Here is a 12,306-nt window from a genome sequence, read left to right as displayed (position 1 = left end):
ACTCAACCCCTGTTTGAAATCCGGATGTCCCGAGGTCTGGACGATGGCTTTTCTTATTCCCAAAACTGCCTTGAAAGAATATCTGGGCGTTCCAATCATTGCCGAAGCCCCTAATTCGACGGTTGACAGCACGGACTTTCACTATGTTCACGATGAAGTTCGCCGAGCATTGTCTTGGAGTGGTGAAGGGATGCATCCCGAAGCGCTCCATTACCTATGGAATATTGTCGAGATTGCTGTCCACCTTGAGGAGGTGCCGCCGGAACGGTGGCAATTGCTGTCGATTGTTCGAGACGCGTGTTCTAACATTGGAGTCATCGCACCATTCTCCGAGCGCCGTGCGTGGGCCGAGGCTTTGGCCCATGCATCGAAGTTGATAGAGCGAGGGACTTATCGATTGTCGTCGAATTCAAGGCAAGGAGTGGTCGCAGCGTCTCTTCGTTTCCTTCGGTCACTCGGCTATGAGTTCGAAATCGACGGTCACGGAGCCAGGCTCAGCGCGAGAGCTTACAAGCGAATCTGCGCCAAAATCGACAAGCATATTGCACTCGCGGGCGGTCGAGTTGCGGCCAACCTCCTGTTGGCTGGAATGCTGGGCACCGGCCGTGTTATTGACGGATCGCTTGTCGCCGCGAGGACCCCGGCCAACGCCCATCAGCGTTCGGAAGCTGGGACGCCATTTCACTTTCTCTATAATCTGTCGCTCAAACATCTGAAAATGCTCACTGGACGCAAAGATGGGCGACAACAGCTATTAAAAGCGGAACTGTTGGCACGGCACCTAGTAGCAACCCTAAATGTCGAACCGCATAGCATCTTCGAAAACATGTCACTTCCTACACGGTTTCTTGAAAAGGTGTTGCGCGAAACCGCAGTTTACGACGAGTTATTTTGCTTTGCTCAATGGCAGCCAAGAAGTGCTAAGGTTTTAACCGGGATGCTAGTTGGGGCCCTGGAGGAAGCAGGGTGCGATTTTCCCCATGCACCTCCATCGCTCTGGAAGGCGCTATTTGAAAGCATATTTGCCCTCGCCCGCGAGGACCAGCTTGTATACACGTCTCGATGGGCACTCGCTTCTGTCAATCGTGTGCTTTCCGGTCAACTGCACCTTGCCGACTTGATGGCAGCGCCGGCGGCAAAGATAAATCGTGATTATAAAGGCCCATTGGATTCGCTCAAAACTGCGGATGCGCGCTTCCCGCTCATTGCCGCGAGGTCTGGTGAATTTGTGGTTCAGCCGCGAGGAATATTTGCGCGCGCTTTCGTAGAGCGGCTGTTCGACCTCATGAGAGAAAACGAAGCGAAGAAAGCAGCCACCCTTGAGGAAATCAAGAGATCGAAATCACGCCTTGAAACACGCCTTGGCAGGGCATTGGAGTTGCAGACCGCCAACTTGCTGAGGAGCATTGCGGCTAACGTGACGTTCGAGGGTGCAGCCTACCATGGCAAGAATAAGAGTCAGCGGCTGGAGATTGATATCGTCGTTGAGAGCGAGACGCATATTTTCCTTTTCGAGTGCAAAAAGAAGGTCCTAACAGCTTCAGCGAGGGGAGGCGCCTCGCTTCCCTTGCTGAATGATCTGACAGATAGTTTCCTTAAAATGCAGGCGCAGCTTGCGAGACATGAGGCAAAGCTTCGCAAAGACGGTAGGATAACTTTCGTTGATGGTAGCGTCCTTGAGCTAAAGGGACGCCAGGTCGAGAAAATAGCCATTAGTTTGTTTGATCACGGCGCCTTGCAGGACCGTGGTCTGATAATGCCATTGTTCACGAGATTACTCGACAGCACCGTGTCGACGAATGACGCAAGCGCTATGAGACTCATTTCAACGATGAATTATCAGCTGAAAATCCTGACGGAGAGCATAGTAACTATCTGCGACGCGCAGCCGGATATCGCACGCGACCGCGCGGTATATAGTTTTGGGATGTCTACGTGGTGGCTGAGCGTGGACCAGCTTCATTATTTGTGCGGGGCAGGGCAAGGCCTGTGGGAGGGACTTAAGGATTTGAGACATTTATCCGCCAGAAGTGGAGATATCATCTGGGAACGACATCGGCTCAAGAATCTTGGGCCGGTCAACAAAGCGTTGCTCGAAGCTACTCAGAAGATGAATAATCGCGCATTTATCTGAAAGACTGAAAATGCTAGAACGTTGGAATGTTGAGCGCATTCATAGGATTATGTCAGACTGAACTTTCACATCAAAATATAACTGGCATACTGGAAATCACGCTTGACAACGAAACCGAAACCGCTGGACAAAATGCACAGTGCCATTCAACTAGCGGCGTTTCATTATATAGCTTGCTTGAAGGCAGCGCCAAGTAATGCCGATTACACACTTACGATTGAAAACTCGGAATTCCACTTTGAGAACATTCGAACGGCGGACAGCACACTTCTCCACGCGGAGTTCCAGGCGTGGGCCGCTTCAGCAGTTCTGCGCGATCTTATTGAACAATTCTCGATATTCCTGATGGAGGTTTACCGAAACGCGGTCGAGTGCGCTCCTGGACGAACTTTTCCCGTGACACCGGCTCAGTTTGAGCGGAGGGGAATTGAAGATCAGCTTACCGTTCTTGCTAAGGAGTTTTCCGTTGCTCCAGAGTGGATCGTCCGACTTACCGGCTATAATCGCGCGCGAAACTGCTTGGCGCACCGCGCGGGGATTGTTGGCGTGCCGGATGCGACCGACGGCACGGAGCTGGTTGTTAGGTGGCTTGTGGCTAGGGCCAACCTAATAAAAGAGGCGTCCGATCAGTTCATAAAAGTTGGTGGCCCAATGGGCGATCTCGTTCGCGGGCATTACGTTCACGGCTCCGCGGCGACACTTGAGTTGCTTGACCGTGAAAAGAGGATAGGTATTGGAAGTTCCCTTCACTTCTTCCCGAAGGAAGTGCTTGAGATTTGTCAAACGTTTCACCTTGCGTCGGCTGCGTTCAGCGGCATCATGGGACCGAACTCTTAAAGCTAATCTGACTCAAGCAGGATGAGGTAGGGGTTCTATCTAGCTCTCGAGGGAAACGCTGTCCCGGCGAAGATGACGTATAGGCGCACTCGAAACCACGGCGCACGAGTGGTCTCCTAAGACAGCTTACGAAACGTCTGCTACGGATGACTTCAGCCTAGAAGCTGACCGTCAGCGCCCGACCTCAAAAACCAGTCGTTCTATCGAGGCCAAGCCTTTGTATACTATTGAGGAATTTGAAGTCTAGCACGTTTATTATAACAGGGTCGAGGGTTCCAATCCTTTCAAGGCGGTCATTCTGACTCTCGTCGAGTTGCTCCTTTCAATGCAATCGGTCGTCCAGCAAGAATCGCGCAGGCTATGTTGCCTCGGAGCGAAACCAGTAGAGCTATTCATCCTGCTGAGGCTCGGCATTGGGATTAGGTGGTCAAGAGCTTCACCTTTTGTTTACACGGGGACGAGATAAGGATATTTGTTATCCTTGATAGCATGTGCCGAGGCCTTGGAAGTGAATTCATGATTTTGAAAAGCCAAGTCGAATGGGCACTCCACTGCTGTGCTATTCTTGCCGCTCTGCCCGACGGTCGCTATCTCTCGACCAAAGCGCTTGCCGAATTTCATGGGCTCCCGAAGGAATACCTTTCCAAGGCCCTGCAGGGCCTGTCCCACGCGGGACTTGTCGACACGTCTCTTGGTCCGTCCGGCGGCTACCGACTGGCAAAGCCTTCGACGGATATCACTTTCCTCGAAATTGTTGAAGCTGTGGAAGGCCGGCAGCGTACGTTCGTCTGCAGCAATATCAGGGCCAACAATCCGTGCCGGCCGAAGGATTATTGCGAAAGCAGCCCTTGCGCAGTTGCTCGCATCATGTGGGAGGCGGATGAGGCCTGGCGGGAGAAACTGCGCGGCGTCAAATTGTCAGACCTCGTCGGCATCCTTTCGAAGGAGATCCCGCCGGAACTCTGGAAAAGCTCTTTCGAATGGGTGCTAGAGCGCGCCGGATGATATCGCCCTGAGAGCGGCCTGTTCCTTCTGTTCGCTTATCGGGAGGCAGACGAGGCTTTGGGCCGGCATTGCCAATGATATTCCGCTCGTCCTGCAATGTTCGTGGATGAGATCGATGATCTCGTTTTGTGCCGACATGCGGCTTGCTGCGCTCGCGACGCGGAAGAACAGCTCGACCTCGATGGCGATTGCGTCGATCGTCTTGAGCGCGACGGCCGGCGGCGGGTTCATGACGATCCTTTCGCAGCCCTGCAGGACGGCAAGCATGGCCTCTTCGACGAGCCGCGGCTTGTGCATGGCGGATATTCGTATCGTCAGCGAGATCTGGTGCGATTCATCCGGGCGGCTGCGATTGGTGACGCCCTGTTTCGCCAGCACGCTATTCGGGAGGACGACAACGTTATAACCACCCGAAAGCAGATTGGTGGAGCGCCAGTTGGTTTCAACGACGCGCCCTTCGGTGCCGTCGGCGAGCTGGATCCAGTCGCCGATGATGTAGGCGCGACCGAGAGCCAGCGCGATTCCGGAAAAGACGTCGGCAAGCGTGTTCTGCAGCGCCAGGCCGATAATGACGACGACGATGCCTGAGGTGGCAATCAGCGGCCCAACGGGTGCGCCGAAGACGAAGCCGATGACGGACAGGGCGACGCCGAGATAGACGATGCCGACGATCAGATCCTGAAGAAGATGCGCCTCCTGCGGCCGGCGGTTGAGGGTGAGATAGATATGGAGGAAGCCGATCATCGTCCAGGCAAGATGCAGCCACCAGAGGATCCTTGCGGACTTGGCAAGCAGGATGCCGGCATCCTGAAGCTCGTCGTAATCAAAGTGATAAGGCGAGATTCCGGCAAGCCAGAGCACGAGGCTCATGCAGCAAAAGAACAGGATTTGCACGACGAGGCGCGCGGTCGGGCGACGGCGCCCCTGGATATGCCAGATAAGAATGCCGGCCAGCCCGAGCAGATTGATCAGGACGAGCGATAGAAAATGATGTTCGCCAAACATGATGGGGTTCACCGACGATGATTTCCTGAAACCGGGAAGGGACAGGCGCCTGCGGCGCCAGTCCCGCATCCAGCTATTTCTTGATCGGGAAGGTCAGTTCCTTTTGGCTGGTGTCGACGACGAAGACGGCCAACAGCTTCGCCGGCTTGGCCTTGCTGGCATTCTCGCTGACACCATGGCGGTCGCCCGGCATTTCCGAGAAGCTCTCGCCGGCCTTGAAAACCTTGACCGGGCCGTCGTTGACCTGGCTGCGGATCGCACCCTCCAGGACCGTCGCATAGATGAAGGCCGAGGTTGGATGGGTATGGGCCGAGGAAAAGCCGCCCGGACCATACTCCACGAGGACGCCCTTGATGCTCTTGCCGGGAACGTTCGGCAGTTGATGCTCGTAGACGAGCGTGACCTTGGCATCCTTCTCGCCGGCATCATGTGCAACGGCATTGGTGGACAGTAGCGCGGCTATGGCGAGGCCGAGAATTGACTTGATCATCTCGAATTCCTTTCTTGAGAGCTGGGCGGTGCGGCGCCTGCGGCGATGCACCGTGTTCATTCACTTGCGGGCGGAGGTTGCGAACCATTGCTCGAAGGTGATGCGGCCGAGGCGCGGATTGCCGTCGGACACGAGCGAGCCGTCTTCCAGCCGGGCGCCGAAATAGCGGGCTTCCGGATCCGCCACGACCTTGCGGGCATCGCCCAGGGTCTTGAGGTAGCGGGCGACGAGCTCGTTCAGCCGGACACGTTCCGGACCCGAGATCTCTACGATGCCGTTGATTGCCGCGGAGTTCGCGACGACGGTCATGTTGTCGGCGACGTCGTCGGAAGCGATCGGCTGCACATAGGCCGGCGACAGGCGCACCGTATCGCCCACTGTGCCGGACTGAGCGATGCCGCTTAAGAATTCCATGAACTGCGTCGAATGGACGATCGTATAGGGGATACCGGAGTCGCGGATGATCTTTTCCTGGGCGACCTTGGCGCGCATGTAGCCGCTTTCGGGCAGGCGATCGACGCCGATGATGGAAAGGGCGATATGATGCTTCACGCCGGCCGTCTTTTCCGCTGCCGCCAGATTTCGGCCTGACGTCTCGAAGAATTCGAGCACCGCTTTGTCCTCGAAGGATGGCGAGTTTGCGAGGTCCATGACGACGGAGGCGCCGGCCAACGCTTCGGCGAGACCTTCGCCCGTCATCGTATTGACGCCGGTGTTCGGCGCGGCGGCGATGACCTCATGGCCCTGCTTGCGAAGGCGGTCGGCTGTTTTCGAACCGATCAGGCCGGTCCCGCCGATGATGACGATTTTCATGAGCTTCTCCATTCGCGGCTGCGTCATGCGCCGCATTGTTCGTTCGTTTCTGTATGATGGGTTGCAGGTCGGGCGGTTCGGACGACGCTTTATGTCCGCTCGGCTGAGCCGGGCGCGGCCCTGACGGCTGCACGCCGGCCCGACACTCGCTCACGAGGAATTAATAGTCCCAGAACACCGGCACCCAACGGAAGACATCGCCGTCGGCTGCCACATGGCCGACCGACGGGAACGGCATATGGGTCGCCACCAGAAGTCCGCCGGTCTCGGCCAGCTCCCGCAGAAGACGGACACGGACGCGGGCAGCCTCCTCCGGATCGTGTTCGAAGCCGTTGAACCAGTCGGGATGATCGAAACCGACCGCGAACACGGCATCGCCAGCAAACATCAGCCGGTCCTTGCCGGAGGCGACTCGGACCACGCTGTGCCCGGGCGTGTGGCCGCCGGTTCGGGAGACGACCACACCCGGCGCGACCTCGTACTCATCATCGAACAATCTGAGGTGGCTCTCGTACTCTTTTCTGAACTGCTTGGCGGCCGCTCGAAGCGCGTCCGGGAAGCCGGGTGGCATGGACACATGAGAGAAATCAGGCGCCTCCCAGAATTTGATCTCGGCCGCCGCGACATGGATCTTGAGATCCGGACGCAGCCGCTCCTTGACCCCGCCGACGAGTAGCCCGCCAACGTGGTCCATATGCATATGGGTCAGTACCACGTCGGTTACGGACCCAAGGTCGATGCCGGCGGCTTCCAGTCGTTTGATCAGCTGTCCCGCGCGCGGCAGGTTCAATTCAGGGTCCAGCCCCAGGCCGGCGTCGATGAGGATGGTCTGCTTGCCGCTGCGCACCACGACCGCGTTCAGCGCCCAGTCGAAAGCGTCCGGCGGCAGGAACATGTCGTTCAGCCAGGCCGCGCGCTCGGCCGGGTCGGCATTATGTCCCAGCATCTTCGTTGGCAGCGGTAGTACGCCGTCGCTGATTATCAGTACCTCGATATCGCCGATCCGTACTGCGTAGCGCGACGGAACCAGCTCGTCAGGGTTTGATTTAGCGGGACGAGAAGTGTTCAGGTCCATGTTTGTCTCCTGTTGATCGAGATCTTGGAACCGATTGGGCCAGCTCCACGGTTGAAACGATTGTCATGAGAGTCTTGGTCGCGGCCGCCTGAACGGCCGCGCTTCGTTTGCTGAAGCCCTCTATGAAAGGCTTAGTTGAGGCCGGCCCTGTCGAGGCCGTAGGCCTTGTCGGCCGAGCCGGGCACCGTCTTGAAGGCGATACTGGCGCGGTTCCAGGCATTGATGACCATGATCGCGAAGGTGAGGTCGGAAACTTCCTTCTCGGAAAGCTGGCCGCGCACGCGCTCGTAGAGCTCATCGGGAATGCCACCTTCATGCAGTTTCGTCACCGCTTCCGTCCAGGCGAGTGCGGCGCGTTCGCGAGGAATGAAGAGGTTGGATTCCCGCCAGATGGCGATGTGGTAGAGCCGGAGTTCACTCTCGCCGTGGATCTTGGCTTCCTTGACATGCATGTCCAGGCAGAAAGCGCAGCCGTTGATCTGCGATGCGCGGATATGAACGAGATCCTGGATCTTCTGTTCGATGGCGCTGTCCTTCAGGGCCATGCTGAGTTCGGAGAGTTTCCTGAAGAGTTCCGGGGATTGCTGGGCATAGTTCAAACGCTGTGTCATGGTCGCCTCCATTATTAAGGATATTAAATGTCCTTATGGACAAAAGATATCCTTAATATCTGGACAGTAAAGCCCTTCCGGGCTAAGGTTCGAACATAAGGCCTATGCCGAAAAGTATGGGGTAGGGATGGATATCGTATGCGCATTGCAAACATTCATGCGGGTGGTGGAGACTGGCTCCTTTTCCGCCGCAGCGATTGATCTCAGGCTGACGCAGCCTGCAGTTTCACGCCAGGTTTCGGCGCTGGAGGCGCATCTCAACACACGTCTGCTGCATCGCACGACCACCGCGCTGGCGCTGACGGCCGAGGGGGAGCAGATTATCCCGATGGCACTTAAGGTCATCGAAGCGGTCGAGGCGCTTAGTGAAACCACATGTCGTGATGGCGGGCGCATAGCCGGCAAGGTGCGCCTGGCTTTGCCGACACCGCTCGGGCTTTACGTCAGCGACCGGCTCGGGATGCTGCTCGAACGCCATCGGGGACTTTCCGTCGATTTGCTCTTTCGTGAGGAACCGTCCGACCTTGTTGAAGAGGGGATCGATCTTGAGGTACGGCTGGGAACGGTCGCGGACTGCAGTCTGATGTGCCGCAGAATTGGATGGACGACGGCCTTTCTCGTTGCCGCACCTTCCTATCTACAAAAGCGGGCAGCACCCAAAACGCCGGACGATGTCAGCGCTCATGATTGCATCTGTTACAATCGCGCCGGAAATGGCCAGGCATGGTCGTTCTCAAATGGCGCCGAGGACGTTACCGTGCGGACCGCGCCGCGCCTCGTCGCCAGCAATGCGGTTGCCGTTCACCGTGCCGTGCTGGCTGGCAATGGGATTGCGGTACTTTCCCACATTCTTGTCGGGTCCGACATCGAAGAAGGCAGGCTGGTGAATGTCATGCCAGACTTTCCGCCGAGCCGGGTCGCCATCAGCGTCGTCTACCCGTCGCGTCGGAACCTGCCGTTGCGCATCAGGACGGTCCTCGACTTCCTGATTGAGGTAGTCGGCAGGGATCCGCTGATGGCGCCCGTGTCTTCTCATTGATTGTGTTGATGACGCGTTTTTGCGTTGCTTGGCAGGCATGCCATCGAAAGCTTTAAATCGGACCGCTTTGTAAAAACCGGTTTCGGCCACACCTAAAGGCAAGCCATGGGGTTCGAATGGGCTGTGACAGGGGGAGCCTTCCAAGCTGACGGACTATCGGCCTCACGCTCTGTTTCCTCATGCGATGGCGTTGCCTTAACGGGTAGCAAAACTTGTGTCTTAAGCGAGCGCCAAGATTGATGGAGAAGACCATGGGTGCCGACGTCACTATGATGGGCGCCGGGCATGCTTCCATATCATAGACTATGCCAGATCACGGATGCCTAAGTGGTATATTCTATGTTCAAGTGCAACATGCCAATGATTTCAATGGCTTCACTTTGGAGATTTTCGCATGTCCCGCTGCTATTCGCAATTGACCCTCGCCGACCGCCGTCGCCTTCATTACCTCGTCGAGCGAAAGAGCCGCTACACCGTGACGATCAAGAACCCAAGCCGGCATTCGCGGCCGATCATGGACAAGATCATCGAAGCCTTCTCGCCTTTGCCAGCCTTTGCACGCCAGAGCTTCACCTTTGACCGCGGCACCGAGTTTGCCGGCTTCAGGGCTTTGGAAGATGGCATCGGCGCATGCAGTTGTTTCTGCGATCCCAGCGCGCCGTGGCAAAAAGGTGCGGTCGAAAACGGCAACAAGCGCATTCGCCGCTTCATGCCAGGCGACACAAATCTGGCCGAAGTGCCGCAATCGGGGCTGGTTCAACTCGCTCGCCATCTGAACGACCCCCCGTAAATGCCTTGGATACAAGACGCCGGCCGAGGTGTTCATGGCGCATTTGCAGGATCAGGCGTGATTCCCTACCCTGCAAAATAGGCGTGATGCACTTGGGAGCTTCTCCAGTCATTGATAATGTGGGATGCGACACGGAAACATCGGTTCTAATCCCTTCACATCAATCACTTTTGGCTGTGCCCTCAGCTTGACGGAATGACTTGGAGCCTGCCGGCCACGAGGATTAACTATGCACTCTTCACGCCGACCCCGGTTTAACGCAATACGGCTGCTCATGTGGTGACGAGATTGGCGACGGTGGTGACAGGTTCGGGGGCGGGCGGCGGGCTGCTATGGACAGGAAAGAGGACTACCCACAGTCGCCTTGCTCCCGAGTTACCAAAGAACGACCGCTTGCTCGTAACCGTTATCCGGATCGGTCGCCAGATTGAGAACCGACATCGCACCTCAACATCGAATACTATCGAACGAAGCTGATCGTCGTCTCGTATTTAAGGGCAAAAAATGGCCTCTATCGACGCACAACGCGGAAAATCTCGGAATTAAGGCAAAGCGACAGCAGGCAAAGCTAAATCTTGCATCGTGATCCCTGTTTTTCCCGCTCCCCCGCCAGCTTATGATCAAGCGGCTAATCTGCGAACCGCAGGCCTGCCTTCTTCAGCGACCCGAGGAATAACTCGGCATCTTCGCGACGGCCAAACCGCCACAGCGTCTCTTGTCGAATGTTAGTTATCAGGGCGGGGTAATATTCCGAGAGCCAATTGCGTTCACGTTCGACGTCCGCCTCGAAACCTGCCTCGGCAAAGATTGCGGTGGCGATCACATGATAGAGCGCGTTGCTTGAAACATTCGCTTTCCTGATCCACTTGGCAGCCAACTGGTAATCCCCCTTGAAATAGGAGCAAAGCGCCAGCCCTACTTCATAATAGGCCAGAGGCCCTGAATTACGCTCATGCGCCTCCGCCACGAGGGGACAGGCTTCCTTCCAATTTCCCGACAAAGCCAGCCGATCCCCGTACTCGCCCATAAGCATGGTGTCGTTAGGATTGATGGTCATAGCGCGGCGGCCCACGCTCGTGGCTGCATCGATTTCTCCCTTGAAATAGAGAGCGAGCATCTGCGCATGCAGGCCTCGGACGTTGAGCGGTTCCAACTCGACGGCCCGGTCGGCAGCGGCAAGAGCGCGATTGAGCGATTGCGGCAGTTGGACAGTATCCATTGGATAGCTAAACCGCATCTCGTCGATATAGACCAGCGAAAGAAGAGCCCAGGCTGTTGCGTAGCTGGGAAAGCGCGCCACTGCCTTCTCGAGACAGGCCTGCACGGGCGGAAGAGCCTTCGGATCGAAGCTGACTCGGTAAGAATAATAGGAGAGCGTGCAGGAATAAGCGGCCCAGTCGTCGGGAGGGTCGAGAACAACGAGCCTTGCGTCCGCCTCGAAGATGACTCCATAGGCCTGCGCCAGGCTGATCGCTACATTGCTGGCGATGTCCGCCTGAGCCTTCAGAAGATCGGAAACGGTTGTGGCACCGCCATAAGTATGGGCCCAGAGCACCGATCCATCCGCGCGATTGACCAGACGAACCTGAAATCGAAAGCTGTCCGCCGACAGATTCACACTTCCCGCGAGCGCAAAGCGTACCCGTGAAAGCGTCGCCGAGGTGGGCGGCTGAACGACGACGATGTCCTTAAATTTGGAGAGTTGACTGATGACCTCCTGCGTGAGTCCCTGTGCAAAAGCCACGGACACGCTCGATCCGGTCAGGTCATCGAACCCCTCGACGAGCAAGCGCGGGACTTCGGGCTTGCTTGGAGGACGTTGGAAAAAGTAGTTCCACCAGATCAACGTCATCATGGCCGCGGCAAATATCGTGATCGTGGTCGCCGCTATGAGCCGTGCTTTGCTTGACACGCGTGGCCGCGGGGACTCGGGCGCGGCGGTGGGCTCTTCCGGAAGAAGGCTGAGCGAATCACGCGGTGAGAAGGAGGGAATGTAGCCACCTTTGGGGACGGTGATGAGTATGGGATCGCCCTGTCCGGCGCCCAAATAATACCGATCGAGCGCCCGCCGGAGGTCGCCGGCTTCGATACGGACGATCGGATCTGCTTGCGGATCGAACGAAGCGTCGCGGCCGAATACGTTGACCGCTATCGAATAGGCTTTGATGCGGCTGCCGCGCCCAGCCAAGGTCTCATCGACGACATAGCTGAGGAACCGGTGCTTGCGGGCGGATGCTTCGAAGTCGGTGCTATTCAGGATGCGCGCTAGCTGGGCGCGACAATCTTCTGCGGATAGATCGGTCTCTCGTTCTTCAGGAATCTCCTCGTAAATCACAACGCCCCTCGCTGCTATGTCTCACGATGCAGGCTGCTCTTCTCCCGCCGCCGGGCAGCCTGGATGCTAATGTTACCTATATATCAGCACTCGCTCCAACAACAGTTTGATGAATACACTTTTTGCAACTGCGGGTCACAAGATGTCGAATGACACGGCGGCCACCTTCAAC

Annotated in this window: 10 protein-coding genes and 1 pseudogene; 5 read left to right on the top strand and 6 right to left on the bottom strand. The window is 56.9% G+C overall.

Annotation, left to right across the window (positions count from 1 at the left end; all coding sequences use genetic code 11):
- The first annotated feature begins 43 nt into the window (after positions 1-43).
- The 3 genes from FHT85_RS26105 (at position 44) to FHT85_RS26095 (ending at position 3,976) form a co-directional block, all read left to right on the top strand.
- Complete coding sequence (locus FHT85_RS26105) at positions 44-2,134, top strand: hypothetical protein (protein WP_112413158.1); 2,091 nt, start codon at positions 44-46, stop codon at positions 2,132-2,134.
- A gap of 102 nt (positions 2,135-2,236) precedes the next feature.
- On the top strand, positions 2,237-2,971 hold the full coding sequence (locus FHT85_RS26100) for a hypothetical protein (protein ID WP_112413159.1): 735 nt from the start codon (positions 2,237-2,239) through the stop codon (positions 2,969-2,971).
- Between the two features lie 516 nt (positions 2,972-3,487).
- A complete protein-coding gene (locus FHT85_RS26095; RefSeq protein ID WP_112413160.1) occupies positions 3,488-3,976 on the top strand; it encodes an RrF2 family transcriptional regulator in 489 nt (162 codons plus the stop codon).
- Here the strand turns inward: FHT85_RS26095 and FHT85_RS26090 are convergent.
- From FHT85_RS26090 to FHT85_RS26070, 5 genes are all read right to left on the bottom strand, one after another.
- Entirely contained in the window at positions 3,959-4,981 is a 1,023-nt protein-coding gene (locus tag FHT85_RS26090) for a mechanosensitive ion channel family protein (protein ID WP_183774583.1), read from the bottom strand. The genes FHT85_RS26095 and FHT85_RS26090 overlap by 18 nt on opposite strands.
- 73 nt (positions 4,982-5,054) lie before the next feature.
- A complete protein-coding gene (locus tag FHT85_RS26085) occupies positions 5,055-5,471 on the bottom strand; it encodes a cupin domain-containing protein (RefSeq protein ID WP_112413165.1) in 417 nt (138 codons plus the stop codon).
- A gap of 60 nt (positions 5,472-5,531) precedes the next feature.
- On the bottom strand, positions 5,532-6,284 hold the full coding sequence (locus FHT85_RS26080; protein WP_112413162.1) for an SDR family oxidoreductase: 753 nt from the start codon (positions 6,282-6,284) through the stop codon (positions 5,532-5,534).
- A 160-nt stretch (positions 6,285-6,444) separates the two neighbouring features.
- Positions 6,445-7,359 (bottom strand): MBL fold metallo-hydrolase, encoded by a 915-nt coding sequence (locus FHT85_RS26075; RefSeq protein WP_183774422.1) that lies wholly within the window; start codon positions 7,357-7,359, stop codon positions 6,445-6,447.
- A gap of 131 nt (positions 7,360-7,490) precedes the next feature.
- Entirely contained in the window at positions 7,491-7,970 is a 480-nt protein-coding gene (locus tag FHT85_RS26070; RefSeq protein WP_112413166.1) for a carboxymuconolactone decarboxylase family protein, read from the bottom strand.
- 127 nt (positions 7,971-8,097) lie between these two features.
- Here FHT85_RS26070 and FHT85_RS26065 point away from each other — a divergent pair, with 127 nt between their 5' ends.
- Positions 8,098-9,009: a LysR family transcriptional regulator gene (locus tag FHT85_RS26065; protein WP_183774417.1), complete on the top strand. Its 912-nt coding sequence runs from the start codon at positions 8,098-8,100 to the stop codon at positions 9,007-9,009.
- 448 nt (positions 9,010-9,457) lie between these two features.
- A pseudogene (locus FHT85_RS26060) lies at positions 9,458-9,860 on the top strand (IS30 family transposase); the annotation flags it as partial.
- 567 nt (positions 9,861-10,427) lie between these two features.
- Here the strand turns inward: FHT85_RS26060 and FHT85_RS26055 are convergent.
- Positions 10,428-12,134 carry a tetratricopeptide repeat protein gene (locus FHT85_RS26055; RefSeq protein ID WP_112413198.1) on the bottom strand — a complete coding sequence of 569 codons (1,707 nt, stop codon included), beginning with the start codon at positions 12,132-12,134 and terminating at the stop codon, positions 10,428-10,430.
- Between the last annotated feature and the right edge of the window lie 172 nt (positions 12,135-12,306).

The organism is Rhizobium sp. BK312 (genome assembly GCF_014193605.1).
Classification (GTDB): Bacteria; Pseudomonadota; Alphaproteobacteria; order Rhizobiales; family Rhizobiaceae; genus Rhizobium.
The sequence above is the reverse complement of the archived record's forward strand: the minus strand, read 5'-3'. Positions and strand labels throughout refer to the sequence as shown.

Excerpts from the sequence above, each read along its gene's own strand:
- FHT85_RS26065 (WP_183774417.1), top strand. The coding sequence starts at position 8,098 with ATGGATATCGTATGCGCATTGCAAACATTCATGCGGGTGGTGGAGACT.
- FHT85_RS26085 (WP_112413165.1), bottom strand. The coding sequence starts at position 5,471 with ATGATCAAGTCAATTCTCGGCCTCGCCATAGCCGCGCTACTGTCCACC.
- FHT85_RS26090 (WP_183774583.1), bottom strand. The coding sequence starts at position 4,981 with ATGTTTGGCGAACATCATTTTCTATCGCTCGTCCTGATCAATCTGCTC.
- FHT85_RS26095 (WP_112413160.1), top strand. The coding sequence starts at position 3,488 with ATGATTTTGAAAAGCCAAGTCGAATGGGCACTCCACTGCTGTGCTATT.
- FHT85_RS26075 (WP_183774422.1), bottom strand. The coding sequence starts at position 7,359 with ATGGACCTGAACACTTCTCGTCCCGCTAAATCAAACCCTGACGAGCTG.
- FHT85_RS26105 (WP_112413158.1), top strand. The coding sequence starts at position 44 with ATGGCTTTTCTTATTCCCAAAACTGCCTTGAAAGAATATCTGGGCGTT.
- FHT85_RS26070 (WP_112413166.1), bottom strand. The coding sequence starts at position 7,970 with ATGACACAGCGTTTGAACTATGCCCAGCAATCCCCGGAACTCTTCAGG.
- FHT85_RS26080 (WP_112413162.1), bottom strand. The coding sequence starts at position 6,284 with ATGAAAATCGTCATCATCGGCGGGACCGGCCTGATCGGTTCGAAAACA.